The organism is Galbibacter sp. (assembly GCF_035306585.1).
In the GTDB taxonomy this organism is placed as follows: domain Bacteria; phylum Bacteroidota; class Bacteroidia; order Flavobacteriales; family Flavobacteriaceae; genus Galbibacter.
On record NZ_DATGNU010000080.1, the window covers coordinates 1 to 26,387 of the forward strand.

At 39.5% G+C, this 26,387-nt stretch carries 22 protein-coding genes; 16 read left to right on the forward strand and 6 right to left on the reverse strand.

The window, feature by feature from the left end; translation table 11 throughout:
- The 10 genes from VKY50_RS08165 to VKY50_RS08210 form a co-directional block, all read left to right on the forward strand.
- Positions 1-990: DNA-directed RNA polymerase subunit alpha (locus VKY50_RS08165; RefSeq protein WP_324300717.1), on the forward strand; the 990-nt coding region annotated here is incomplete at its 5' end.
- Between the two features lie 70 nt (positions 991-1,060).
- The gene (gene rplQ, locus VKY50_RS08170; protein ID WP_324300719.1) at positions 1,061-1,576 is read left to right on the forward strand and encodes a 50S ribosomal protein L17; all 516 of its coding nucleotides are present in this window, start codon (positions 1,061-1,063) and stop codon (positions 1,574-1,576) included.
- A 92-nt stretch (positions 1,577-1,668) separates the two neighbouring features.
- Complete coding sequence (gene carA, locus VKY50_RS08175; protein WP_324300721.1) at positions 1,669-2,790, forward strand: glutamine-hydrolyzing carbamoyl-phosphate synthase small subunit; 1,122 nt, start codon at positions 1,669-1,671, stop codon at positions 2,788-2,790.
- On the forward strand, positions 2,787-4,076 hold the full coding sequence (eno, locus tag VKY50_RS08180; RefSeq protein ID WP_324300723.1) for a phosphopyruvate hydratase: 1,290 nt from the start codon (positions 2,787-2,789) through the stop codon (positions 4,074-4,076). Before carA ends, eno begins: the two co-directional genes overlap by 4 nt.
- Positions 4,077-4,383: 307 nt before the next feature.
- Positions 4,384-5,667, forward strand: a complete 1,284-nt coding sequence (locus VKY50_RS08185; protein ID WP_324300725.1) for a citrate synthase — start codon at positions 4,384-4,386, stop codon at positions 5,665-5,667.
- Between the two features lie 148 nt (positions 5,668-5,815).
- Positions 5,816-6,730, forward strand: coding sequence for a dimethylarginine dimethylaminohydrolase family protein (locus VKY50_RS08190; RefSeq protein WP_324300727.1), 915 nt, complete (start codon positions 5,816-5,818; stop codon positions 6,728-6,730).
- Positions 6,731-7,248: 518 nt separating this feature from the next.
- On the forward strand, positions 7,249-8,181 hold the full coding sequence (gene ctlX / locus VKY50_RS08195) for a citrulline utilization hydrolase CtlX (protein WP_324300729.1): 933 nt from the start codon (positions 7,249-7,251) through the stop codon (positions 8,179-8,181).
- Between the two features lie 27 nt (positions 8,182-8,208).
- Positions 8,209-8,637 carry an RrF2 family transcriptional regulator gene (locus VKY50_RS08200; RefSeq protein WP_324300731.1) on the forward strand — a complete coding sequence of 143 codons (429 nt, stop codon included), beginning with the start codon at positions 8,209-8,211 and terminating at the stop codon, positions 8,635-8,637.
- Between the two features lie 110 nt (positions 8,638-8,747).
- Positions 8,748-9,362 (forward strand): phosphoadenosine phosphosulfate reductase domain-containing protein, encoded by a 615-nt coding sequence (locus tag VKY50_RS08205; RefSeq protein ID WP_324300733.1) that lies wholly within the window; start codon positions 8,748-8,750, stop codon positions 9,360-9,362.
- A 134-nt stretch (positions 9,363-9,496) separates the two neighbouring features.
- Positions 9,497-10,207 (forward strand): N-acetylmuramoyl-L-alanine amidase, encoded by a 711-nt coding sequence (locus VKY50_RS08210; RefSeq protein WP_324300735.1) that lies wholly within the window; start codon positions 9,497-9,499, stop codon positions 10,205-10,207.
- Here VKY50_RS08210 and VKY50_RS08215 read toward each other — a convergent pair.
- The 3 genes from VKY50_RS08215 to VKY50_RS08225 all read right to left on the reverse strand — a co-directional run bounded on the left by VKY50_RS08215 (position 10,204) and on the right by VKY50_RS08225 (position 12,974).
- On the reverse strand, positions 10,204-11,127 hold the full coding sequence (locus VKY50_RS08215) for a helix-turn-helix domain-containing protein (protein WP_324300737.1): 924 nt from the start codon (positions 11,125-11,127) through the stop codon (positions 10,204-10,206). The two genes, VKY50_RS08210 and VKY50_RS08215, sit on opposite strands and share 4 nt — an antisense overlap.
- Before the next feature lie 146 nt (positions 11,128-11,273).
- Complete coding sequence (locus tag VKY50_RS08220; RefSeq protein ID WP_324300739.1) at positions 11,274-12,176, reverse strand: NmrA family NAD(P)-binding protein; 903 nt, start codon at positions 12,174-12,176, stop codon at positions 11,274-11,276.
- Between the two features lie 27 nt (positions 12,177-12,203).
- Positions 12,204-12,974, reverse strand: coding sequence for an SDR family NAD(P)-dependent oxidoreductase (locus VKY50_RS08225; RefSeq protein ID WP_324300741.1), 771 nt, complete (start codon positions 12,972-12,974; stop codon positions 12,204-12,206).
- 253 nt (positions 12,975-13,227) lie between these two features.
- Between VKY50_RS08225 and VKY50_RS08230 the strand changes: the two genes are divergently transcribed.
- The gene (locus VKY50_RS08230; RefSeq protein ID WP_324300743.1) at positions 13,228-14,697 is read left to right on the forward strand and encodes a M14 family metallopeptidase; all 1,470 of its coding nucleotides are present in this window, start codon (positions 13,228-13,230) and stop codon (positions 14,695-14,697) included.
- A gap of 109 nt (positions 14,698-14,806) precedes the next feature.
- The gene (gene typA, locus VKY50_RS08235) at positions 14,807-16,612 is read left to right on the forward strand and encodes a translational GTPase TypA (protein WP_324300745.1); all 1,806 of its coding nucleotides are present in this window, start codon (positions 14,807-14,809) and stop codon (positions 16,610-16,612) included.
- 81 nt (positions 16,613-16,693) lie between these two features.
- Here the strand turns inward: typA and ppgK are convergent, their stop codons facing one another.
- Complete coding sequence (gene ppgK, locus VKY50_RS08240) at positions 16,694-17,458, reverse strand: polyphosphate--glucose phosphotransferase (protein ID WP_324300748.1); 765 nt, start codon at positions 17,456-17,458, stop codon at positions 16,694-16,696.
- A gap of 260 nt (positions 17,459-17,718) precedes the next feature.
- Here ppgK and VKY50_RS08245 point away from each other — a divergent pair, with 260 nt between their 5' ends.
- Positions 17,719-17,946 carry a YgjV family protein gene (locus VKY50_RS08245; RefSeq protein ID WP_324300749.1) on the forward strand — a complete coding sequence of 76 codons (228 nt, stop codon included), beginning with the start codon at positions 17,719-17,721 and terminating at the stop codon, positions 17,944-17,946.
- Between the two features lie 11 nt (positions 17,947-17,957).
- Here the strand turns inward: VKY50_RS08245 and VKY50_RS08250 are convergent, their stop codons facing one another.
- On the reverse strand, positions 17,958-18,641 hold the full coding sequence (locus VKY50_RS08250) for a cell division ATP-binding protein FtsE (RefSeq protein WP_324300751.1): 684 nt from the start codon (positions 18,639-18,641) through the stop codon (positions 17,958-17,960).
- Positions 18,642-18,857: 216 nt separating this feature from the next.
- Between VKY50_RS08250 and VKY50_RS08255 the strand changes: the two genes are divergently transcribed.
- From VKY50_RS08255 to VKY50_RS08265, 3 genes are all read left to right on the forward strand, one after another.
- Positions 18,858-21,884, forward strand: coding sequence for a tetratricopeptide repeat protein (locus VKY50_RS08255; protein ID WP_324300753.1), 3,027 nt, complete (start codon positions 18,858-18,860; stop codon positions 21,882-21,884).
- A gap of 11 nt (positions 21,885-21,895) precedes the next feature.
- Positions 21,896-23,701: a TonB-dependent receptor gene (locus VKY50_RS08260; RefSeq protein ID WP_324300755.1), complete on the forward strand. Its 1,806-nt coding sequence runs from the start codon at positions 21,896-21,898 to the stop codon at positions 23,699-23,701.
- Positions 23,702-23,794: 93 nt separating this feature from the next.
- The gene (locus VKY50_RS08265; protein WP_324300757.1) at positions 23,795-23,935 is read left to right on the forward strand and encodes a hypothetical protein; all 141 of its coding nucleotides are present in this window, start codon (positions 23,795-23,797) and stop codon (positions 23,933-23,935) included.
- Positions 23,936-24,017: 82 nt separating this feature from the next.
- Here the strand turns inward: VKY50_RS08265 and VKY50_RS08270 are convergent, their stop codons facing one another.
- Entirely contained in the window at positions 24,018-26,237 is a 2,220-nt protein-coding gene (locus VKY50_RS08270) for an FUSC family protein (RefSeq protein ID WP_324300759.1), read from the reverse strand.
- Between the last annotated feature and the right edge of the window lie 150 nt (positions 26,238-26,387).

Consider the following 26,387-nt stretch of genomic DNA (forward strand, 5'->3'; position numbering starts at 1 on the left):
GCAATACTAAATTTTCAGAAGCCCGATAAAGTTATAATGATCGATTCAACCGATTTCGAAGGTAAGTTTGAATTCAGACCTTTGGAACCCGGATTTGGATTAACCGTTGGTAACGCATTACGAAGAGTTCTTTTATCTTCATTAGAAGGTTACGCAATAACTTCCGTTCGTATGGATAATGTAGAACATGAGTTTTCTACCATCGATGGAGTTGTTGAAGATGTAACTGAGATCATCTTAAACTTAAAACAAGTTCGCTTTAAAAAGCAGATTGACGATGTAGACAACGAAACGGTTTCTATGTCTATCTCAGGGAAAGAACAAATCACGGCTGGGGATTTCCAAAAATTTGTTACAGGATTCCAGGTGTTAAACCCGGATCTTGTTATCTGTAATTTGGATGCGAAGGTGGCAATCAATATGGAAATCACCATAGAGAAGGGAAGAGGGTATGTGCCTGCAGAGGAAAACAAGAAAGCTAATGCGCCTCTTGGAACGATCTTCACAGACGCAATCTACACTCCTATTAAGAATGTAAAATTCAGCATCGAGAACTACCGTGTAGAACAAAAGACTGATTACGAAAAGTTAATTTTCGAGATCATCTCTGACGGATCTATACATCCAAAAGATGCCTTGACAGAAGCTGCCAAAATATTAATCCATCACTTTATGTTGTTCTCTGATGAGCGCATTACCCTAGAAGCTGATGAGATTGCACAGACAGAGACATACGATGAAGAATCACTTCACATGCGTCAGTTGTTAAAAACCAAGCTTGTGGATATGGATCTTTCAGTACGTGCACTGAACTGTTTAAAAGCAGCGGAAGTGGATACTTTGGGAGACTTAGTATCTTATAATAAGAACGACTTGATGAAGTTCAGAAACTTTGGTAAAAAATCACTCACAGAACTTGAAGAACTTGTAGGGAACAAGGGACTTAGTTTTGGGATGGACTTAGCCAAATACAAATTAGATAAAGATTAGTAACAACTCAATCTTCATATTTTGCTCCCTAGAATAGGTTTGAGCAAGATGAAGGTTTAAATTTAATGTCATGAGACACGGAAAGAAATTCAATCACTTAGGTAGAAAAACTGCACATAGAAGAGCTATGTTGGCTAATATGGCGTGTTCTTTAATCGAGCACAAACGTATTAACACTACCCTTGCCAAAGCAAAAGCTCTAAAGCAGTTCATCGAACCTTTAGTGACAAAATCCAAAGAAGACACTACACACAACAGACGTGTTGTTTTTAGTAGAATTAGAGACAAGTACGCTGTAACGGAGTTGTTCAGAGAGGTTGCTCCGAAAGTAGGTGATAGACCAGGTGGATACACCCGTATCATTAAGTTAGGAAACCGTTTAGGGGATAATGCTGATATGGCGATGATCGAACTTGTTGATTTTAACGAGCTCTACAATCCTGGTAAACCTGCTAAGAAGAAATCTACTCGTAGAGGTAGAGGTAAGAAGGTAGAAGAGACTGCGGTTGAGGCTCCTCAGGCGGAAGTTACCCCTGAGAAGAAGGCTGATAATACAGAAGAGAAACCTGAAACTTCACAAGAATAGTGATTAATGTTATCATAACATATCAAAAAGGATAAACGCTTTAGTTTATCCTTTTTTTTGTGTTATTTTGTAAAACTTTTGTAAGTAAGCTCATGAAGTATCAAACAAGAAAAAAAGCTATGATTTTGCTGGCCGACGGAACCGTGTTTTACGGTAAAGCCGTGGCTGGAAAAGAAGGAAGTTCCTTTGGAGAAGTTTGTTTTAATACAGGTACCACAGGTTACCAAGAGATCTTTACAGATCCCTCTTACTTCGGACAAATTATGGTTACTACAAATGCTCATATTGGAAACTACGGCGTTAAAGAGGGTGAAGAAGAATCCGATAGCCCTAAAATAGCTGGTCTGGTATGTAAAAACTTTAGCTATGTACCTTCGAGGGCTGGCAAAACAGATTCACTTGAAAACTTTTTGGATCAACACAAGGTGATGGCTATTTCAGATGTAGACACCAGAGCTCTGGTACGCTATATCAGAGATAACGGAGTGATGAATGCTGTTATCACTACTGAAATAGACCAATTGGAATCACTTAAAGCGCAACTGAAAGCTTTCCCAGCGATGGAAGGCCGTGAACTAGCCTCTGAAGTTTCTACCAAGGAACCATACTTTGTTGGAGACCCCAATGCTAGTTTTAAGGTAGCTGTTGTTGATTTCGGAATCAAGAAGAACATTTTACGCAATTTGGCTCAGAGAGATTGTTACATTAAAGTATTCCCATACAATGCCACCTTGGCAGATCTCAAGGCTTTTAACCCAGATGGCTATTTTTTATCCAACGGACCTGGAGACCCAGAACCGCTCACCGATGCCATTGAAATGATCAAAGAAATCCTTGCAGAGAATCTTCCGTTATTTGGAATATGTTTAGGGCACCAATTAATTGCCTTATCACAAGGAATACCAACTTATAAAATGCATAACGGTCACCGTGGGATCAACCATCCTGTGATGAACCACCTTACTGGAAAAGGGGAGATTACCTCTCAGAACCACGGATTTTCCATAAATAGAGATGCTGCAGAGGCCAGCTCAGCAGTGGAAATCACCCATTCACACCTCAATGATAATGAAGTGATGGGAATTCGCTTAAAGGACAAAAACTGTTTTTCTGTGCAATACCATCCAGAAGCAGGTCCAGGGCCAAATGACGCTACTTATTTATTCGATCAATTTATAGAGAATATTAAACAACATAAACTAGAAACAGTATGAGTATTATTGTAGGCGTACATGCGCGACAAATTTTGGATTCTAGAGGAAATCCAACCGTAGAAGTAGATGTAGTAACCCAAAATGGGATTTTAGGACGTGCTGCTGTTCCATCAGGAGCATCCACTGGAGAGCACGAAGCTGTTGAGCTCAGAGACGGTGGTAGCGCATACATGGGTAAAGGAGTTACTGAAGCCGTTAAAAACGTTAATACATATATCGCTGAAGCTATCGAAGGATTTTCGGTTTTCGAACAAAATCAGATCGATCAAACCATGATTGAACTCGATGGCACCCCTAACAAATCAAGATTAGGAGCCAATGCTATCTTAGGTGTTTCGTTAGCAGTAGCTCAAGCGGCCGCTAAAGAATTAGAGATGCCATTGTACCGTTATATAGGAGGTGTAAGTGCAAATACACTACCTGTGCCAATGATGAACATCATCAACGGCGGGTCACATTCTGATGCGCCGATCGCATTCCAAGAATTCATGGTGATGCCAGTAAAGGCCAAAAACTTTACCCAAGCCATGCAAATGGGGACGGAGATTTTTCACAATCTTAAAAAAGTACTACACGATAGAGGTTTAAGTACCGCAGTTGGAGATGAAGGAGGATTTGCACCAACTTTAGAGGGAACGGAAGATGCACTAGATACCATCTCTAAAGCTGTTGAAAAAGCTGGATACAAACTCGGTGATGAAATTATGATCGCTATGGATTGCGCAGCGGCAGAATTCTATGAGAACGGTAAATACGATTACACGAAGTTCGAAGGTGAAAAAGGCGCCGTAAGAACCTCAGAAGAGCAAGCGCAATACCTAGCAGACCTATGTGCTAAATACCCAATTATCTCTATTGAAGATGGTATGGATGAGAATGACTGGGAAGGATGGAAAGTTCTAACAGAAAAAGTAGGTGATAAAGTACAGTTGGTAGGAGATGATTTATTTGTCACCAACGTAGAGCGTTTGTCAAAAGGTATCGAGAACGGAATTGCAAATTCAATTCTTATCAAGGTCAATCAAATCGGAACTTTAACTGAAACGATTGCTGCGGTAAATATGGCTAAAAATGCCGGTTACACCTCTGTAATGTCTCACCGCTCAGGAGAGACTGAGGATACTACGATCGCGGACCTGGCTGTGGCACTGAATACTGGTCAGATCAAGACTGGTTCAGCCTCTCGTAGTGACCGTATGGCGAAATACAACCAATTGCTTCGTATTGAAGAAGAATTAGGCAATACCGCTTACTATCCTCAAGATAAAGCTTTTAAAGTAAAATAAGCGACAAGACCGCTATAGAATACTTTCGTAAAAACCTCACTTTTAAGTGAGGTTTTTGCGTCTATACCCCTTTGGTTATAGAGTAAATAAAAGGGGGTAGATAGCATCGTTTTTATAATAGAAATCTATCAGAAAACGCCCTGTAAAATTGAGGGATCAGCAAAATTATTGCAGTAATAATAATGCTCTTATAATTTAGGGGTATTTTAACTTGAAATCGGACTAAAAAGCCTTCTTTACGATCAAAAATTAGCGTTAAATTTCGTATTTTCGCAATACGCGTTAAATTGTAAATCAAATACATATTATGTCAGATACGGCTACTTTAGAATATAAGGGTAAAAAAATTGAATTTCCAGTCATAGAGGGAACTGAAAATGAGTTGGCAATAGATATCAAAGCATTGAGGGCCTCGACAGGGATCATCACACTTGATCCTGGATATAAAAATACCGGATCTTGTGAAAGTGCCATCACCTATCTTGACGGCGAAAAAGGTATTTTGAGATACCGCGGTTACAAAATAGAGGATTTAGCAGAAAAAGCCGATTTTCTTGAAGTGGCCTATTTGTTGATTTTTGGAGAATTACCTACCAAAGCGCAACTTGATAAATTTCACAATGATATCAGGGAGCATTTAGAGGTTGATGAAGATATCAAAAAGATTGTTGACAGCTTTCCCAGGACAGCACACCCCATGGGTGTATTATCCTCTCTAACTAGTGCACTTACTGCCTTTAATCCGTCGGTTGTTAATATCAACTCAGAGGAGGATATGTACAATGCAGTTGTTAAAATAATGGGGAAATTCCCAATTCTTGCTGCTTGGACACTTCGAAGAAGAAATTCGAAGCCTTATGACTATGGAGATAGTGAATTAGGATATGTTGAAAACATCCTATGTTTGATGTTTAAAAAGCCCAATGAGAAGTATAAAATAAATCCAAAGGTAGTTGATGCTTTAGATAAATTGTTAATACTACATGCGGATCATGAGCAAAACTGTTCGACCTCAACGGTTCGAATTGTAGGATCTTCTCATGCTGGGTTATTTGCTTCTTTATCTGCTGGGGTTTCTGCCCTTTGGGGACCACTTCACGGAGGAGCTAATCAAGCGGTTATTGAAATGCTGGAAAGCATCAGACAAGATGGTGGTGATACGGCCAAGTACATGAAAAAAGCCAAAGATAAGGAAGACCCTTTCCGTTTAATGGGCTTTGGACACCGGGTGTATAAGAATTTTGATCCCAGGGCAAAAATCATCAAAAAGTCAGCCGATGAAGTGCTTGCCGATTTAGGTATTAACGATCCCGTTCTTACCATTGCCAAGAGTCTTGAAAAACAAGCCTTGGAAGATGATTATTTCGTAAAAAGAAAACTCTATCCAAACGTAGATTTCTACTCAGGAATCATTTATAGAGCGCTAGGGATACCTACAGAGATGTTTACAGTGATGTTCGCCTTGGGAAGACTTCCAGGATGGATTGCACAGTGGAGAGAAATGAGGCTTAAACAAGAGCCTATTGGAAGACCAAGACAAATCTATGTTGGCGAGAACCAAAGAGAGTTCGTCAGCCTAGACAAACGTTAAAAGAACCAGTTATTATAAGTAAGGGTGTATTAATTCGTTAGTATGCCCTTTTTTATGATCTAAAATTAGGTTAATTTGCGCCCTGTCAAGTGGAACACATTTTCCTGTTTTTCTCACCTGAGGTGAACTGTATATTAAAACAAATGGTATGCTAAAACTCCATATTAAAGATGAGACTTCGCCTCTGAAAGAGGTGATTCTGGGAATCGCTAATGATAATGGTCCTGTGCCTGATTTAAAGGATGCCTATGATCCAAAATCCATCGAACACATAAAAGCTGGTACATACCCTAAGGAGTCCGATATGATTAAAGAAATGGATGCCTTTAATGCTGTTTTTGAAAAATACCAGGTCAAGGTCCATCGCCCCACGATCTTAAAGGATTGTAACCAGATATTCTCCAGAGACATTGCCTTTGTAATAGATGATTATTTTTTTAAATCTAATATACTTCCCGATCGCGAAAAGGAATTAGAAGCCATTGAGTACATCATCGATCAGATCGATCCTTCGAAAGTAATACATCCACCAGCGGATGTTCATATCGAAGGAGGCGACGTGATGTTGTGGAATGGTCATATCTTCATCGGAACCTATAAAGGAGCGGATTACTCGCAGTATATCACCGCAAGAACCAATATGGAAGGTGTGGCATATATAAAGGAGCTATTTCCTGATAAAATTGTCAAAGAATTTGACCTTCAAAAATCGAACACCAGTGCCAGAGACAATGCATTGCATTTAGATTGTTGTTTTCAACCTGTAGGAAACAATAAGGCGATCATCCATAAAGAAGGCTTCAGGAGCCTTGAAGATTACCACTATTTAGTAGAATTATTTGGCATGGAGAATTTGTTTCACATTGATAAGGATGAGATGTATCATATGAACAGCAATATATTTTCCATAGCGCCTGATGTGGTAGTTTCTGAGCGAAATTTTACCCGTTTAAACCGCTGGTTAGCATCCCATGGTATCACTGTGGAGGAGGTTCCGTATGCAGAAATCGCCAAACAAGAAGGATTGTTACGTTGCTCTACGATGCCTTTAATTCGGGAGTAGTTCCAGAGGAGGCAATAGTAAAGATCAAGACCATCAATCATTACACCATAAGGACTGCGCTGCTTAGCATTACAAAAGATGATTGGTACCAGGCAATAGCGCTTATTTTTTACCCTGCAATGCCTTGTTGGTGAAGTACATACTTTAGAAAAATGGTAAATCAAACCCGCGCCAAAATTTTAATAGGGACCTTTTTATTCGCGTTACAATCGGGCAGAGAAGTCCCTAGTAGTTCTCTCAGAGTGTAAACAGTGGAAATTACTCCCAGTCCAGGGGGCAGACCAAGGAGCGCAATGCTCTTGCTAGAGAAGCCTCCATTTATCCGCACGTAAAAAGGGCGCACGATAAGCCAATTAAATACGTTGCAATAACAGGGTTCATTGCCGGCTGTACTATCAAAATAGCCTTTCTATTTTAGGGGCTAAATTTCAGGGTTACACCCCCGATAGTTATTGATAACCTTTGTGATATTATTGGGGTTTAATTTGTAGTTTTGTGAAAAATCTGATCGACGTTATATGATGCAAATTACAGACACGATTCTTATGGTACGACCTGCTCAATTTAGAATGAATGAGCAGACTGTTGTCAACAATTTTTTTCAGGAAGACCTTGAAATGACTCAAGATGCCATAACAAAAAAGGCCCAAGAAGAATTTGATACCTTTGTACAAACCCTTAGAGGGGTTGGAATTCATGTGATTGTATTTCAGGATGATCTTGTTCCAGACACCCCAGATGCTGTATTCCCAAATAACTGGATATCGACCCATGGTGATGGAACGGTGGCCGTGTACCCTATGTTTGCTGAAAACCGGAGATTAGAGCGTCGGGAAGAAGTGCTAGAATTATTGGACAGTGAGGGATTTGAAATTGATGAAGTGGTGGACTTTACATCCTTTGAAGAAGATGAACAGTATTTAGAAGGTACTGGAAGTGTCATCCTAGATCGCACTAATGAAAAGGCCTATTGCGCCTTATCAGATAGAGCAGATGAAGATTTGTTTATTTACTTTTGTGAGGAGATGGAATACACCCCAGTGTGGTTTACGGCTTATCAAAGGGTAGATGGCAAACGCAAGCCGATTTATCACACCAATGTAATGATGTGTATAGGAATTGATTTTGCAGTGATTTGTCTGGATAGTATCGATGATAAGAAGGAGCGAAAAAATGTTGTAAAGCACTTAAGAGAGGATGGGAAAGAAATAATAGAAATATCTGAAGATCAACTATATCAATTCGCTGGAAACATGCTTCAGGTAAAGAATAAAAAAGGAGAGACCTATTTAGTGATGAGCGCCACAGCGCACAAGAGTTTAACAGCTGAACAACAATCTAAACTAGCACGTTACACCACCATATTATCTTCGGATCTAAATACTATTGAAACTTGTGGAGGGGGAAGTGCTCGGTGTATGATGGCTGAAGTATTTCTGCCAAAAAAATAGTATCTTACAAGCACAGATTAAGGAGTTATGCTATCAAAAAAGACCAAATACGGATTGAAGGCTTTGACCTATATGGCAAGAAAGGAGTCCAAGAGCCCCGTACTTATTTCTGAAATTGCCGAAGAAGAGAATATCTCCAAAAAGTTTTTGGAAATTATTTTATTACAACTAAAAAACAGTGGTTTTTTAGGCTCTAAAAAAGGAAAAGGGGGAGGATACTACCTCATACGCGATCCTAAAGATATCTCCGTTGCCTCCCTGATACGAATATTAGAAGGGCCTATTGCGATGCTGCCATGTGTTAGTTTAAATTTCTACGAAAAATGTGAGGATTGCAAGGATGAAGAAACGTGTTCTATCAGTATCCTTATGATGGAAGTACGCGATAGTACCCTAAAGATACTAGAAAATAAAACGCTTCAAGACCTTACCAATACCACCTTACCACGCCTGTAAATTGTTGTATTTCTTTATGAAGTGAAAAACTTCTGTAATATTTTTGTTAAAAGCCTATAGGTTTACTAGACTATTAATATATTTGTCCTATAGTTTTGATAAAATGTGTTATGGATTTAGTAGCAGTAAATAAAGAATTAAGAACAAAATCACCAGCAGAGATTGTAAACTGGGCATTGGCTCAGGGTGAAAAACCAGTAGTAACCACTAACTTTCGTCCCTACGAGGCTGCGATATTACACGCCGTATCGAAGCAGAAGAAGGATGTCACGGTGGTGTGGTGTGATACGGGCTATAACACTAACAAGACTTATCAACACGCTGCTCGAGTCATTGAAGCTTTAGCGTTAAAGGTAAAAATATATGTTCCGAAACAAACATCCTCCTATAGGGATGCTTTAATGGGAGGAATACCTGGAATTGATGATCCACTTCATAAAGAATTTACTGAACAAGTAAAACTAGAACCATTTAGAAGGGCAATGAAGGATACCCAACCTGATATCTGGTTTACTAATTTAAGGAAAGGGCAAACGGCCTTTAGAGATACCCTTGATATTGTCAGTAAAGGTGATGGCGGTATTTTAAAGGTCAGTCCATTTTTTTATTGGACCGATAAGGAGTTAGATATTTACTTAGAGGAAAATAAATTGGAGAATGAATTTAAATATTTTGATCCTACCAAAGTTTTAGAAAATAGGGAGTGCGGTTTGCACGTCCATTAAACAATACACTTTTTTGCATAATGGAAAGTTGCCGGAAAAAGCGTCTATGCGCTTTTATTCGGCTTCTTTTTTTTAAGAGAGTAACCTTTTAAAATTGTAAATAAAACGGCAACTCTTTTAAAAGCAGTTAACATTTGAGTACTTTTAGTGGAGAAACCAATATTAAAAAACTACTGATGAAATTCCGAGTGCTGCTATTGATCCTTATGATATATTCACTGCAAAGCTGTGGACCTAAAATTATTCAAGACCCTATTGTTTTTGATCAAAGACGTAAAGAGCTCACTTTAGACTACATGCAAAGCCACTACGCAATGGAGCAATCGGAGCCAACGATTATTCCTCGAATGGTGGTGGTTCATTGGACCGTGATCCCTACCTATAAAAAGACCTTTGAAGTGTTTGATAAAACCCTGCTTCCCTCACATCGTAAAGCCATCGCAGGCGCTAGTCCATTAAATGTATCGGCTCACTATGTGATCGATCGTGACGGAACCATTTATCAACTAATGCCAGATACGCTTATGGCGCGTCATGTTATTGGTCTAAATCACTGCGCCATTGGAATCGAGAATATCGGCGGTCCTAAACAACCACTTACCAATGCACAGCTTAAGGCCAACACCAAACTGATCAAGAAATTAAAAAAGAAATACCCTATCGATTACCTGCTTGGACATTACCAGTATACACTTTTTGAATCCACCGATCTGTGGAAGGAAAAAGATCAGGGTTACCGTACTAAAAAATCGGATCCTGGAGAGAAATTTATGCAAGATCTCAAGTCCAATTTAAAAGCTTTAGACTTCAAACCACTTCCCACAATTAATACCAAGGTAGATTAACTAAAGGATCGCCTGAACTCCAGTGGCGTCATTTGCGTTTTAGCCTTAAACAATTTATTAAAAGACTGGGGATGTTCAAAGCCTAACCCATAAGCGATTTCACTCACTGAAAGCGATGAGGTACTTAATTTCACCTTGGCTTTTTCCAAAAGTTTTCTATGAATATGCTCCTTGGTGCTTTGCCCAGTGAGACTTTTAAGTAAGGTGGTTAAATAATTAGCTGACATATGGAGCTCTTTAGATACCTCCTGAACCGTTGGCAATCCCCGCAGGGTTACCTGGTCACTTTGGAAATAGTCCTCTAACCAATTTTCTAATTTTTCCAGAACCTGATGGTTTGTGATTTGCCGAGTGATGAATTGGCGATTATAAAAACGTTCTGAAAAATTGAGCAACAATTCAATCTGTGATATCATAATACGCTGGCTAAATTTGTCGATATTGTTGTGGTATTCCTGCTTTATGTTTTGCATGATTTCCACAATAGCGTCTTCTTCTTTTTCAGAAAGAAATAAGGACTCATTTACAGCATAACCAAAAAAGTCATATTTTTTGATAGCCTTGGCAAGGGGAGAACCCCACAGGAAATCTGGATGAACAAGTAATAACCAACCTGAAGGATTGTAGGTTTGTTCATTGCTTATTATTTGAATACTAAAGACTTGGCCAGGACCTATGAATGACATCAGGCCCTCATCAAAGTCATATTCTTGTTGTCCATACCTGAATTTCCCGCAGACATCTCTTTTAAGACCTATGGTGTAAAAATCTTGAATCCAACTAATCTCATTATGCTCAGCGGTGTGCTCGATATCACTATAGTTCACCAAACTAACCAATGGATGCTCTGGCCTGGGCAATCCTCGGAGCTTATGAAATTCGCTTATGCTTTTAATGCGATGTATTGCTGCGTTTTCCATTAGAATAATTTCAAAAATTTATGCTCTCCAATTGTGGAGTTAGCGGCCATGTTACCTTGCGTAGGGCCTATAAATGTACCAACTTTTTCTTATAATCTTAAACCTTAGGCATACAATGATGTTTGAGCAACGGATGCTCTTTTTGATCAAATGGATTGGGCATGAAAAACACACGAAAATTCCTTCGCGAAATCCCGTAATTTCACCTTACCTAAGGTTGGTTTGTGTCTCCAGTAATCTTCGGTTAAAATACCGTTGTGTAATCCTGCATACATTTGCGTTAAGCCCTTTGCGATAGCTGGATTCATGCCGATAAAGATCAATTCTTCCTCTGTTTTTTGATCCGAAATGATTTTCCATTCCAAATCTGGTATGCCGATAGCTTCCCCTAAGATACGTGCTGTTTGGTGCCCAGTAAGCTCTTCACTGGCAACATACTGCACCGCTCGACTAGTAAATGGCGAACTAAGAACCTCTTGAATAGTTGCTGCAATATCAAAGGGAGATACCCAAGGTATTATATCATCAGCACCGTAATTAGCTGATATAAAACCCTGGGTTTGAATCTTTTCGATATAGCCCAATAGATTGTAATAGAACGCTGTAGGGCGAATATGGGTGATAGCTACCTCTAAGGGTAATTTGTTCAGGGTTTGTTCCACATCGTGGGCACCAAGTAAAATACCATTTCCTTTGGATAGGTGAGCGCCAATGCTGCTGAGGTTCACTACTTTTTTAACCCCAGCGTCTTTGATTGCTTGTTTGTAATGTCGACCAATTCTACGGTAGTATGCTATTAAATCCAGCGCATCGTTGAAGTAGTCATTTGGAGGAATCATCGTATAGACTGCATCGGCACCTTTAAAAGACTCCGTTAAAAAATCGACATCCTCTATGGTACCTATTGCCGGCGTGGCTCCTAAGGAGGTAATATCCATGGCTCGTTGAGCATTACTGCTAATAACGGTGACTTGGTGCCCATTGTGACACAATGCTCTTGTTAAGGGCTTTCCGATATGTCCTAAAGATCCTGTGAGGGTAATATTCATGATTGCTGTTTTTAAAAAAGTTATTACTTATATGGCTTGTCCACCAGAGACTTCTATTCGCTGTGCATTTATCCACTGCCCTTGGTCGGTGCATAAAAAGGCTACCACAGATCCTACATCTGTAGGTAAACCGACTCTTCCCAATGCTGTAAGACTTGCAATGCGTGCGTTGACTTGCGCGTTGTCTCTTACATATCCTCCATTGAAATCTGTTTCTATGGCTCCAGGAGCTACGGCGTTCACCCTGATTTTTCGATCGCCTAATTCCTTTGCTTGATATTTGGTTAAAGTCTCAAGAGCGCTTTTCATAACGGCATAGGCAGAACTTCCAGGGTAGATAATTCTTGTAAGTCCTGAGGTAATATGTACAATTCCTCCGTGGTCATTCATGTGCCTTAGGGCCTGTTGGGTAAAAAAGTAACCTGCTTCTAAATGCACTCGAAACAACTCATGGAATTCTGTTACGGTGGTTTCCATAAAAGGTTTAGATAAACCAGTGCCGGCGTTGTTGATCAGAAAATCAAATTTAGAGGTGTTAAAACGCGCTTTTAATTCAGGTATCAATACCTGCTCAAAAAAAGTGGCATACTTTGGCTGCTGCGAAACATCCAAGGCTAAGGCTACTGCCTTTTGGCCGATGTTCTCAATTTCAGATACCACCTTATTTGCCGATTGATGATCACTTTTATAAGTCAGTACGAGGTCTAATCCTTTTTTAGCCAGGTTGATGGCCATATCCCTTCCGAGTCCTCTACTAGCGCCAGTAACTAATGCGATTTTTGTGTCTTGTGTACTCATAAAAAATAGTTTTGAGGCAAAGTTCATATAATAGATTCTTTGAAGTGTAGCCAAATTCTATGTTATTGTAGCCAAAACTTAAGATGTTAGGGTAGGAGATTATAGAATCCTAACTAGGAAAAGTGATCAAGCCAGTCTAGCGGGTAATAATACCTGCAAGTTTGACCAAGGGTATATAATTATATGTAATTTTACTTAGATCGCCACAGTTATCATCGCGATGAAATAGTAGGAATGTTTAAAAGAAATCTGTATGTTTTGTATTGAGAAACTTGTAGTGACAACACTGATTTTAGTAGGGGGTAGTTCTTGCCTTCAATCCCAAGATTTATACCATCAACTGTTTCAGAATTACGATCAGTATAAAGAAAAAACCCTAGTATCCAGACGCTTTACCCACGATCAAATAAGCCCCCTTATCGATCGCCTTAAAGACGATTCGATGTTTGAGGTCACTAAGGTAGGGAGCTCTATAGAAGCAAGGAGTCTTCGCCTTATAAGCTTTGGAGAAGGCGACATCGATGTATTATTGTGGTCGCAAATGCACGGTGATGAATCCACTGCTACCATGGCATTATTTGATATTATCAATTTTTTTAAAAGCGACGATTTTCAACAGCAGAAAGATGATATGTTATCTCGATTACGCATTCATTTTCTTCCCATGTTAAACCCCGATGGTGCGCAAGGGTTTACCCGGCGAAACGCACTAGATATTGATATTAATCGAGATGCCATACGGCTTCAATCGCCAGAGAGTAGGACACTTAAAAAGGTCCGCGATAGTTTAGAGGCCGATTTTGGGTTCAATCTCCACGACCAAAGCACGTATTACAACCCTAGTAAAACTCCTAAATCAGCGGCAATTTCGTTCCTAGCACCAGCCTATAATTATGAAAAAGATGTCAATGCTGTTAGGGAAAGATCCATGAAACTCATCGCTTATATGAACCAGGTTCTTCAACACCTTATTCCCGGTCATGTAGGACGGTATAATGATGATTTTGAACCTAGGGCATTTGGAGACAATATACAAAAGTGGGGTACCAGTACAGTACTTATAGAATCTGGTGGATATCCAGATGACCCAGATAAACAATTCCTTAGAAAGGTCAATTTTGTATCCATTATATCGGCAATAGAGGCCATCGCTAACAAAGGGTATCTACAAAACACTACCGAAGAATATTTTAATATCCCTGAAAACGACCGAAAGCTCTTTGATCTAAAATTAAGTAACCTATCCTATGAATTCTTAGGAGAAACTTACCTACTGGATCTTGGCATAAACACCCCTCAGATCGCGACGGAAACTGCCAAAGGATATTATCGAAAAGGGAGCATTGCTGATCTAGGTGATCTGACCACTCATTATGGCTATGAATCTTTGGATGCCTCCACATATACCATCGTACCTGCGAAGGTATATCCAGAACACTTCGCCACGATCGGGCAAGTTTTAAAGACCGACATTCAGAAGATCTTACATCAAGGGTATGGTTATGTGGTGGTCGAGGAATTTCCAGAGGATCAAAAATCAGTTCCCCTGCCCTTAAACATTTTAAAGGAACCCAAAGCTCCTAATTTTGGTTTTCATCTAGGGGCAAATCCTTGCTTTTTTCTTAAAAAAGACGGGCGTTTGCGCTATTTAATCACCAATGGATTTTTGGTGGATTTAGAGCAACCCAAGCCAAATTTTTTAAATGCTTTGTTATATAAATAATTGATTAATAGTTTATTAAACTATCATAAAATCTTAAAATAAATTAAAATTTTGTATTTAATACAGCTAAAAAAATTCTACCTTTGCGCCCTCAAAATAAAGGGTTTATATGACAACCATAAAAAATATTGCAATTATTGCACACGTTGACCACGGCAAAACAACCTTGGTTGACAAAATCTTACACCACTGCGAACTCTTCAGAGAAAATCAAGAATCTGGTGAACTTATTCTCGATAACAACGATATCGAAAGGGAGCGTGGTATTACGATTCTATCGAAGAACGTTTCGGTAATGTATAAAGGAACAAAGATCAACATTATCGATACCCCTGGTCACGCCGATTTCGGTGGAGAAGTGGAGCGTGTACTAAACATGGCTGACGGAGTTCTACTGCTTGTAGACGCTTTCGAAGGTCCTATGCCACAAACTCGGTTTGTATTGCAAAAAGCGATCTCCATGAAGTTAAAACCCATCGTGGTTGTAAATAAAGTGGATAAAGAGAACTGTACCCCAGAGCAGGTACACGAGGCTGTTTTTGATCTAATGTTCGAATTAGGAGCAGAAGAATGGCAGTTGGATTTTCCAGCTGTTTACGGATCTGCTAAGAACAATTGGATGTCAGAGGACTGGAACAAGCCCACTGAAAGTATAGAGCCACTTTTAGATATGGTGGTGCAGCATATACCTTCTCCTCATATCGAAGAAGGTACCACACAGATGCTTATTACCTCATTGGATTTTTCTTCCTTCACAGGACGAATCGCTATTGGAAGATTACAAAGAGGTACCTTGAAATCAAACATGAACATTTCCTTGGTAAAAAGAGATGGGACAATTGTAAAATCCAAAATCAAGGAACTGCATGTTTTTGATGGATTGGGGCGTAAAAAAGTAGAGGAGGTACAGCCTGGGGATATCTGTGCCATTGCTGGTTTGGATGGATTTGATATCGGAGATACTATTGCGGATTTTGAAAATCCAGAAGGCCTTCCAACCATCGCCATCGATGAGCCAACGATGAGTATGTTGTTTACCATTAATGATTCTCCATTCTTTGGCAAGGACGGTAAATTCGTAACCTCTAGACACATCAAAGAACGCTTAGATAAAGAACTAGAGAAAAACCTAGCACTTCGTGTACAAGCCACAGACAGTGCTGATAAATTTATGGTATTTGGACGTGGTGTACTTCATTTATCCGTCCTAATTGAAACCATGCGTAGAGAAGGTTATGAACTTCAAATAGGACAACCTCAGGTGATTATCAAAGAAGTTGATGGGGTGAAATGCGAGCCAGTAGAGGAATTAACTATTGATCTTCCTGAGTCTGTATCAGGAAAGGCTGTGGAGATGGTGACCATGAGAAAAGGAGAGATGTTAAGCATGGAACCAAAAGGAGAGCGGATGAATATACGATTCAACATTCCATCAAGAGGGATTATAGGTCTTAGAAACCAGTTGCTTACCGCTACCGCTGGTGAGGCTATTATGAACCATCGCTTTTTAGAATACCAACCCTATAAAGGTGATATTCCAGGACGTAATAATGGTTCTTTAATCTCTATGGAAACTGGAAAAGCAATTCCTTACTCTATCGATAAGCTTCAAGATCGGGGTAAATTCTTTGTAGATCCAAACGAGGAAATATACGAAGGTCAAGTTGTGGGCGAGAATTCACGTTCTGATGATATGACCGTGAATATTACCAAAACTAAAAAATTGAGTAACGTCCGTTCTTCAGGAGCAGATGACAAAGCTAAAATCGTTCCAGCGATTAAATTTTCATTAGAAGAGGCCTTGGAATACATTCAAAAAGATGAATATGTTGAGGTGACACCAAAGACGATGCGTATTCGTAAGATTTACCTAAAAGAAGTAGATCGTAAACGAATGGGAAAACAAATAGGATAACCCAAGGGTTCACTAAGTTTAAACTATCACAAAAAACGAATGATCTTTGGTCATTCGTTTTTTGTGATTCTATAGATGGGTTTATTGGATCGTAGTCTCCCTAGGTGTTTTGAGGGATTTCGCGGCATAAGCAGCGCCAATGATACCCGCTTCATTTCTGGATTCTGCTGGAATAACTGGTACTTTGAGCTTTAAGTATTTCTTGTATTGATCAAAGTATTTGCTGCCCCCGCCACCGATGATGAAAAGATCTGGGCATAGGATCAGATCTACATAATTTAGGACTTTATTAAATCGTCGCCCAAACTTTTTAAAACTCATATTTTGGTTTTTACGAGTTGCATTGGAGGCGTACTTTTCAATTCTATCATATTTCTTATAGTGTAATTGACCTAACTCTAGGTTTGGAATCAGTTTGCCATCAAAGAAAGCACCACTTCCAAGTCCGGTGCCTACGGTAATGGTAAGTACCAATCCTTTTTTTCCTTTCCCGGCACCAAAGTTCATCTCTGCAATACCGGCAGCATCTGCGTCATTGACTACCACAAAAGGAAGACCAGTTTCTTTTTCAAAAAGTTCATCGATGTTAACACCTACCCACTTTGGATTTAGATTACTTGAGGTGTGTACCACACTGTGATGAATGGAAGATGGAAATCCACAGCCAACCGGCCCTGTCCATTGAAAATGATGAATGATCTCTTTTACAACCTTTACCATTGCCTGGGGAGTGGCAGGTCGAGGGGTCTCTATACGGAATCGATCAGTTGTTAATTCGCCTTTTTCGATATCCACAATTGCTCCTTTCATTCCTGTTGCTCCGATGTCAATCCCTAAAACTTCCATGTAAAATTCTTTAAAAATAAATGCATTAGAACTGTAAATTTAAAGGATTGGTATCGTTAGGCAAATATTTTTACAATTTTTGTAAATAATCCTCATGGGTTTACCTTAACAAAGCAGGGAAGTGAGATGTTGGAAGAACATTAAAAATCAATTACCAATGCCCACTGTTAGGATAAAAAAATTAATAGATTGTCATACGCCAAAGGTACTTTCTATTGATAAAAGCTTACTTTTAGAAGACATTTTTACATTTCAAGTCTATGGAATATTTTGACACATCACCCATTGAGCTCGTTGGATACGCAGCTTCGCTATGCGTACTACTGTCTTTTTTTATGAAGAATATTAGGGCCTTAAGAATTGTAAACTCCATCGGCTGTGCGCTATTTGTTCTCTATGGGATTCTACTACCTACCATTCCAGTAGCCCTCACTAATGGTGCCATCATAGGGGTCAATGTTTATTATCTTTGGATACATAAAAAGTAAGGTCTGGCCGATTAGACGTTTTTCTGAACCACCTCAAAAACCTTGCTTCCATCGCATTTTAATGTTTTTGAAGGGAATTTGAGCAGTAGTGCGTAATCGTGCGTGGCCATTAATATGGTTCGTCCACTTTTATTAATTTCTTGAAGCACTTCCATCACCTCTACAGAGGTTTGAGGATCCAAATTACCGGTAGGCTCATCGGCGAGGATAAGTTCAGGATCATTTAACAGCGCGCGTGCTATTGCAACACGTTGTTGCTCCCCTCCGGAGAGTTGATGTGGGTATTTAAAACCCTTTGTTGCCATCCCTACTTTTTTTAGCACTTCATCGATTTTCCCAGCAATCAAATCCTTGTCCTTCCAACCAGTGGCCTTTAATACAAACAATAAATTGTCGTTAATTGAGCGATCGGGCAATAGCTTAAAATCCTGAAATACAATTCCTAGTTTTCTTCTTAGAAACGGAATATCATTTTCCTTGAGCGTTCGTAGGTCATAATTTACAATCGAGCCTGAACCTTGCGTTAATGGGAGGTCACCATAAAGCGTTTTCATAAAACTACTTTTACCACTTCCTGTTTTACCGATCAGATAGACAAATTCACCTTGCTCAATAGATAGATTAATTTCACTAAGTACTAAATTTTCTCTTTGATAAATAGCTACATCTCTTAGCTCTAATATAACGTCGCTCATGGGTAGTAAAATTGATAATTTGTCGCTTTCGAATTTAAGGTTTTTACCACAGATCAGCTCCTTACCGGCAACCCTTTTTAAATTCGCCTCATCCAAAGGTAAATATAATAAGTGTTTCTGTCATAGAATTTCTTTCTTTAGGATAATTATAACAAAAATTCGACGTTAATAATGTAATCATCGTGTATTTTTGAATTTGGAACTAAAGATGTTTATATGTATCGACAACCTAAAGGATTTATTGTGTTCTTGTTATTGGGAAGTGCCTACCTTCACGCACAAGAATCTACGGTTTACAACCATGATGATAAGGATTATTATAAAGCTTTAGATCTTTATCATCAAAATCAGTATCAAGCCTCACAATTATTGTTTAACAAGGTTAAAAGTTCAACGGACAATGAGTCTCTGGAAGCAAGCGCTGCCTATTATGCAGCCAATGCAGCAATTCGGACCAATCAATTAGGTGCCGATCAGCTGATGGAGAACTTTGTCACTCAGTACCCGACCTCTACAAAGCGGAGCTCCGCTTATATGGATGTGGCGGATTATTACTTTGATCAAGGAAAGTATGTAAATGCCCTACAGTGGTTAGACAGAGCAGAGGATCAATCCAGAAGTACTAGTGAGCAGCAGGAGTTCAACTTTAAAAAAGGATACGCCCTGTTTACCGCTAAAAAGTATGCGGCATCAAAACAATACTTTGAGCGTATATCCAATAGTGATAAGTACGGATCACAAGCCAAGTATTATATAGGGTATATGGCCTATCAAGGCGATGATTACTCGGAGGCTACCCAATACTTCGATCAAGTCTCAGGAAATCAAGAACTCAATACGAAACTGTCTTATTACCAAGCTGACATGAACTTCAAGCTCGGAAAATTCGATGAGGCCATTGCTTTGGCCAAAGGACAGCTTTCGAGTTCAGATCCCAACGAAACATCGGAATTAAATAAGATTATCGGAGAGAGTTACTTCAATAAAGAACAGTACCAAGAGGCCATACCGTATTTAAAACAATATCAAGGTAAAAACGGAAAATGGAACAATACCGATTTCTATCAATTGGGATATGCGTATTACAAACAAGGCGATTATGAATCGGCTATTGGTCAATTTAATAAGATAGTCGATGGAAATAATGCAGTGGCACAGAATGCCTATTACCATTTGGCAGAATGTTATCTAGAGACTGATAAAAAGCAACAAGCACTCAACGCCTTTAGAAATGCTTCTCAAATGAACTATGATACGCAGATCCAAAGTGATGCTGCCTTGAATTATGCACGCTTGAGTTATGAGATTGGTAATCCATATCAGAGTGCACCTATTGTGCTGACCAACTACCTTAAGCAGTATCCAAATAGTAAGAATACCCAAGAGATTCAAGAACTACTTGTTGATTCTTATATAACCTCTAAGGATTACGATGCCGCATTAGCGCTTTTAGAAAGTAATAAGAACTTTAGCAATAAAACCACCTATCAAAAGGTCGCCTTCTACAGAGCTTTAGAGCTTTTTAATCAAGGTTCCTATGACCAAGCCAGGGAGTACTTTGAGAAGTCTTTAAAACAACAGCAGGACATGCGTTTTACAGCGCGTGCCCTCTATTGGAGGGCTCAAGTAGACTATATTAATGAGGACTACAAAGAAGCCGTACTAGGATGGAAGCAATTCGCTCAGAATGCCATGGCAGCACAGACTCCAGAATATAGCAATCATTTATACGATCTAGCCTATGCGTATTTCAAATTGAAGGATTACCATCAGGCTACCGCTAATTTTAAAGCCTACTTAAATAGTGGGACGCAAAAGGATAAAGCCCATGTAAAGGATAGTTATTTACGATTGGGAGATAGTCAATTTGCCGCCAGAAGTTACTGGCCAGCAATGGAGGCCTATAATAACGCTATTGAAATGGGAGGACAAGAGGCCGATTATGCGCATTTTCAAAAAGCAATTAGTTACGGATTTGTAGATCGTACTGCTAAGAAAATAGAAGAACTGGAGCGTTTTACGGATCGTTTTCCAAATTCTACCCTTGCCGATGATGCCTTATACGAATTAGGCAATACCTATATCAATAATGATCAAGCCTCTAAAGGAGTTGGTGTTTACCAAGAGCTCTATAGACAACACCCCATGAGTTCCTTTGTCTCCAAGGCAAAACTAAAAGAAGGCTTGTCATACTATAATTCTGGTCAAAACGAAAAAGCATTGACAGCATTAAAAGCGCTCACCACTCAATTTCCTAACACACCTGAGGCCATTCAGGCAGTGGCTACTGCAAAGCAAATATATGTTGATCAAGGAAATGTTGCAGCCTATGCCGATTGGGTGAAGGGGCTTGACTTTGTTAGTGTTACCGAGAATGAGTTGGAAAAAGCTTCCTTTGAATCTGCAGAACGCCAATTTGTACAAAACAAGCCCAAGGCAGCTATTAAAGGTTTTGAGAACTATATCAGCCAATTTCCAAATGGTTCTCAGGTGCTCAAGTCACATTTCTATCTTGGACAATTGTACTATAAGGATGGAATGCATGATCAAGCCCTCCCCCACTATCAATATGTGGTCAATCAGAACAGAAGCGAGTTCTCTGAAGAAGCCGCCGTTCGAGCAGCAGAAATCTACATGGATAACGAAGCTTTTACCAAAGCCATTCCAATTTTGAAGACGTTAGAACAGGGCGCTGACTTTCAAGAAAATATTATTTTTGCACAATCCAATATCATGAAAGCTAGTTTCGATCTAAAGGATTATCCACAAACTATTTCCTATGCAGAAAAAGTGTTAGCAAATTCAAAAGTAGATGATCGCATTAAAAGTGATGCCCATGTGATGATCGCAAGATCCGCTATGGAAACTGGTAATGAGGCAAAGGCAAAAGAGGCCTATGCAGCGGTTCAAAAAATAGCCACAGGGGAACTTGCCGCAGAGGCGCTTTATTATGATGCTTATTTTAAAAATAAGGAAGGAGCGTACCAGCAATCCAATGCTTCGGCTCAGAAACTAGCTAAAGATTATTCTTCTTATAAAGAATTTGGAGCAAAAGGACTAGTAATTATGGCTAAGAACTTTGCTGCAATGGATGACGCCTTTCAGGCTACTTATATCTTGCAGAGTGTGATAGAAAACTTTGGTCAATTCCCAGAGGTGACCCAAGAGGCACAGCTAGTGTTAGCCAAAGTTAAAGAGAGAGAAGCACAACGAAATTCATCCATTGCTCCAAATCAAAATTAATGAAAGGTTTTATGAGAGTTAACGTTTATAATACAGCGAATAAGCCTATGTTTTTAACAGGCCCAAAGGTTATGATTATGGGTCTTTTGGCTTTGTTTACATCAGCGGTGTCACCAGTGCTGGCACAAGAGAAGGATAGTACGAATTTAAAAAAACAAGAGGATATCGGTACCGAAGTAGTAAATGTAGTAAAAGCGTATACGCCAACGATCTCCGATGCCAACAAGATTCAACAAACCCCTTCGCTAAGTGATTCGATCACCACGGCAACCAAAGAAATAAATTATACTATTTTCTCCGTTCCAGTGGCCTCTACTTTTACTCCAGCAAAGGGAAAGGCCACGGGTCTTAAAAAAGCACCTAGAGAACAACTTTACAATTCATATATAGCCCTGGGGGTTGGAAACTACAATACTGCGCTGTTGGATTTTTATACCAGCTATGACTTTACTAGAGATCAACGACTAGATGTGATGCTGACACACCATTCTTCTCAAGGAGGGATTGACCAAGTAGAGCTTGATGATAAGTTTTATAACACGGCTCTGGAGGCTCATTACAAAATGAGTGATCGTTACATGAACTGGGGTGTAAAAGGTGGTTTTCAACATCAGATTTATAACTGGTATGGCGTTCCAGCTGATCTTTATGCAAGTGCAGCGCTGGCTGAGATTGATGAAAAACAATCCTATTACACAGCGTTTATTGGCGGTGATATAGGATTTTCGGATTCTTACTTTAGTGGAGGAGAGGGCTATTATCGTCGTTTTTGGGATGCTGCAGAGTCTGGAGAGAATCGCGCCGTGCTAAGTCCAAAATTTGAGTTTCCTATGGGAAGTGAATGGGTCCATTTAGATGTAAAGGTAGATTATGTTGGTGGTGAATTTGACCGCACTTATTTCAATGGAGATACCCCAATTAATTACAGCAATCTTATGGCGGGTGTAAGCCCGCGTTTTCAACTCGCAGGGGAGGACTACACGGTAACCTTAGGTGCTTCTATTTTTTACAATCAAGATTTAGAGAACAGTGATGGTGACTTTTTCTTCTATCCCAATGTTCATGCCTCCTATGATGTGATCGATGAATTTGTAACGGTTTACGGCGGTGTAGATGGCCAATTAAAACAAAATTCATATTATGATTTTGTACAAGAAAATCCCTATGTTTCTCCTACGATCTTTGTTCGGCCAACCGATCAAAAATACAATGGATATCTTGGTGTACAAGGAAGGTTTTTACCCAATGTTGGCTATAACCTAAAAGGCGCCTATCGCTCTGTGAGCAACGCCTATTTCTACCGCTCTAATTCCTTCCACATCGGAATGGATAGTCAGATTGTAAATGACCAGGGTTACGCATATGGAAACTCCTTTGAGGTGCTTTATGATGATGTGAGTTCGCTCTCGGTTTTTGGTGAGATTAATGTTGATATTAACCGTAATTTTTCTGCAGGTGTTAATGCAGAATACATTAACTACGCCATGGATGACATCTATGAGCCATGGAACGTTCCGAACTTTAAATCCGCTGCCTTTGCCTCTTACTTTATAGGGAAATGGTCGGCAGGGATTAAAGCATATTACGTTGGCGAACGTGAAGACTTTATCGATAATCCAAATTGGATAGATCCTCAGCGCTATACTTTGGATGGTTATTTTGATTTAAATGCGAATCTGGGTTATGATATCACTAGTCAGTGGTCTGCTTTTGTAAAAGCAAATAATATTACTGGTGGGGCGTATAACAGATATGTTCATTACCCGGTTCAGGACTTTCAGATCCTAGCGGGTGTATCCTATAAATTTGATTTGTAAAAGGGGCAATGTGCCCATTAGATAAGAAAATAGATCACTTTTGATCTGTAGCATCAGATGGTGCCAATGGCACCATCGCTTATTTAGCCATATATGATCCACGTACCCATGAAGGAGACAGGTACCACAGAAGGACAAAGCGGTCATCTTGGATGGAACTTGATTTGTGTTCAAGAATTATCTCAGGCGGTATGTTGTTTTTTGATCTACCATGGCAACACTGCCATTGCTTAAAAACAAATAATGATTCTTCATAAATTCTCAAGCCGTTCCAGATACAATTTTTGAGTGGTAAACAATGAAGGTCTCACTCCGATCAATGGTTGGGTGTTAGATCCAAATATTTTTTGATTTCTGAATGCAGATTTACCGCTAGGGAGTGCTGCCATTCGAGCTGTTGGGTAATGATGCGAACCTCTTTGAGTTGTTCCTGTACCTCAGCGTTTTTGTCCTCTGAAGCAGCAACAAGTAGCAGGCGCTCAAAGGTGTCGTGTAAATAGGTCTTGGCTTCCTCGAGATCCAATGCTGCATACACGCTATTGTTTTGTTTGGAAAGTAAATTTAAGCAGTGTAAGAGTTCATTCTGAATAGCAAAACTATAGGTGTCAAAGTATTTTGAAGCATCTGTAGTTTTGTGTATTTGCGTGTAGGTGCCCAAGGAAGCAGTAGCTGACAATAAGGAATTAAGGGTAACGACAATCTTATAGATCCTATCTAAATTTTTGCGCTGCTTTTTAGGTTCCTGAGTCATGCGTTGAAAACCAGCATGCAGATTTCCCATGGCAATAAAGGTTTGTTTGCGGCTTACCTTGTAGGAGGTGTTTAATTCAAGCTTGTTGTGATAGAATAAGCGAACCTCTTCCAGATAATTCTTATTGGCCACAATAGCCTCTTGGATCAATGTTTTAATACTTTCTTTTTCCCAAGAAGGCCATAGAAAGATATTGGCAAGACTAGCCAAGGCAGCACCGATGATGGTATCGGTGATTCGATACTCAATGATCTCCAAGGCATTTGGTGCGATCATAGCATAGATAAACACGATGGTCAAAGTTACAAAAGCTGCGGAAACCTTATAGTTTTGCTGCACCATGGTAATGGATAAGGTCAAGGCAATAAAGGTGATGATCATATAGAGTACCATATGGCTTGTCAGTAGGATAATGCCCATGGCCACAGCGCCCCCAATAAGGGTTCCTAAGATCCGCTGTTTGGATCGATCTTTTGTTAATACATAACCAGGGCGCATGATCACGATAATGGTAAGCATGATCCAATAGGCGTTTTGTATCTCAAAATAAATACCGATCAAATAGCCCGATAGGACGGTCATTACCAAACGAAGGCAATGTTTAAAAATAGGGGATTCTAAACTTAGGTTCTCTCGTAATAATTTTGGGCTGTAGTCCTGAGCTGTGATAAATTTCAGGTGATCACGCTCGTTGATTTCTCGGACATTTTTAATGTTGGTACTCCTTAGAATAGCCCGAACTACTTTAATTTTTTTGTACTGAACTTGTACATATTCCAATAGATGTTTTAGTTGTAGTACCTCGTTGTGATGCTGTTGGCTTGTAGGGGTATTTTCAAAAGTTTTTGCAGCAGTCATAGCCTCTCTAATGAGCTGCTCTATAGCTGGTAAAGCGGAGGTTGCTTCGCCCTTTTCAAAGATGTTGTTGGCCATATCTAGTAGGGTGTCCGCAATAGCACCCATCGCCGCAGCAATTTGAGTGGTCACCGCTTTAAAGGGTTCACTTCCCGAATCATAATTCTTATAACGAAACGGATTGGCAATGGCAAACTCATGAATATCAATTACTTCAATAAAAAGTAATAACTGCCGTCTTTTGGAATACATCCCACCGGAGCGTTGCCTTTGATGCAGAAGGATCTCGCGAAGACTCTCATGCTTTTCATTGATGTCATTCTGAAGGTTGAGTTGTTCCCTTAAGGAAGCGCTACGATTTTTGGGTTCAATGGCAGCTATCCTTGATTTTAAATATTTAGCAGTCAGTTCCATACATTCATTAAGAAGCACCTCACTGTACTGACGCGTTCTAAATCCTCCAAATGAAAGGGTCAAAAGAATATACCAAATGCCGCCCAATAGTATATAAAAGGCATGCAATAAAATCTCCATCCCAGAATAAGGTCGGGCATAACTTATGACAATGGTTAGAAGTCCAGAGAAGGCAATCAAAGAAGCCCTGAATCCATAAATAGCGATATACGCATTTAAAAAAACCAGTACTCCAGTGGTTACAAAAAGCACGTAACTATTGGTAGCGGTATACTGAATTAGGCAGAAATTAAGCATCGCTAAAAGCGTGGAGGTAAGCATACCATACAAATGGTGCTTGTTATTTCCAGGAATGTCACTTGCTGAAATTATTAAAACACCACTAGCGACACTAATACCCATAGCGATGTCAAATAAATAATAACATAAAGCCACCGCACTAAACGCAGCACTACTGATCAGTAAGCCTTTTGTAAAGTTGTACGTTTTGGAAATTTGAGCGATTTTCAGAAGCATAAAAACCTAATTGAGCACTGCAAAGTTAGCTTTAAAAGTTGAATGCTTTTTAAAATAGTGGAATGTAAATCCACCGTTTTTTTCTGAATTACGGTATCTTAGTAGTCATTAACTAAATCCTTCCTAATGAAAACAAAGCATATTGCTCAA

Coding starts and splice junctions, on each gene's coding strand:
- eno (WP_324300723.1), top strand. CDS start 2,787: ATGAGTATTATTGTAGGCGTACATGCGCGACAAATTTTGGATTCTAGA.
- VKY50_RS08220 (WP_324300739.1), bottom strand. CDS start 12,176: ATGAATATTACCCTCACAGGATCTTTAGGACATATCGGAAAGCCCTTA.
- typA (WP_324300745.1), top strand. CDS start 14,807: ATGACAACCATAAAAAATATTGCAATTATTGCACACGTTGACCACGGC.
- VKY50_RS08270 (WP_324300759.1), bottom strand. CDS start 26,237: ATGCTTCTGAAAATCGCTCAAATTTCCAAAACGTACAACTTTACAAAA.
- VKY50_RS08255 (WP_324300753.1), top strand. CDS start 18,858: ATGTATCGACAACCTAAAGGATTTATTGTGTTCTTGTTATTGGGAAGT.
- VKY50_RS08200 (WP_324300731.1), top strand. CDS start 8,209: ATGCTATCAAAAAAGACCAAATACGGATTGAAGGCTTTGACCTATATG.
- rplQ (WP_324300719.1), top strand. CDS start 1,061: ATGAGACACGGAAAGAAATTCAATCACTTAGGTAGAAAAACTGCACAT.
- VKY50_RS08185 (WP_324300725.1), top strand. CDS start 4,384: ATGTCAGATACGGCTACTTTAGAATATAAGGGTAAAAAAATTGAATTT.
- VKY50_RS08260 (WP_324300755.1), top strand. CDS start 21,896: ATGAGAGTTAACGTTTATAATACAGCGAATAAGCCTATGTTTTTAACA.
- VKY50_RS08230 (WP_324300743.1), top strand. CDS start 13,228: ATGTTTTGTATTGAGAAACTTGTAGTGACAACACTGATTTTAGTAGGG.
- VKY50_RS08250 (WP_324300751.1), bottom strand. CDS start 18,641: ATGAGCGACGTTATATTAGAGCTAAGAGATGTAGCTATTTATCAAAGA.
- ppgK (WP_324300748.1), bottom strand. CDS start 17,458: ATGGAAGTTTTAGGGATTGACATCGGAGCAACAGGAATGAAAGGAGCA.
- VKY50_RS08215 (WP_324300737.1), bottom strand. CDS start 11,127: ATGGAAAACGCAGCAATACATCGCATTAAAAGCATAAGCGAATTTCAT.
- VKY50_RS08205 (WP_324300733.1), top strand. CDS start 8,748: ATGGATTTAGTAGCAGTAAATAAAGAATTAAGAACAAAATCACCAGCA.
- ctlX (WP_324300729.1), top strand. CDS start 7,249: ATGATGCAAATTACAGACACGATTCTTATGGTACGACCTGCTCAATTT.
- VKY50_RS08190 (WP_324300727.1), top strand. CDS start 5,816: ATGCTAAAACTCCATATTAAAGATGAGACTTCGCCTCTGAAAGAGGTG.
- VKY50_RS08225 (WP_324300741.1), bottom strand. CDS start 12,974: ATGAGTACACAAGACACAAAAATCGCATTAGTTACTGGCGCTAGTAGA.
- carA (WP_324300721.1), top strand. CDS start 1,669: ATGAAGTATCAAACAAGAAAAAAAGCTATGATTTTGCTGGCCGACGGA.
- VKY50_RS08265 (WP_324300757.1), top strand. CDS start 23,795: ATGATCCACGTACCCATGAAGGAGACAGGTACCACAGAAGGACAAAGC.
- VKY50_RS08245 (WP_324300749.1), top strand. CDS start 17,719: ATGGAATATTTTGACACATCACCCATTGAGCTCGTTGGATACGCAGCT.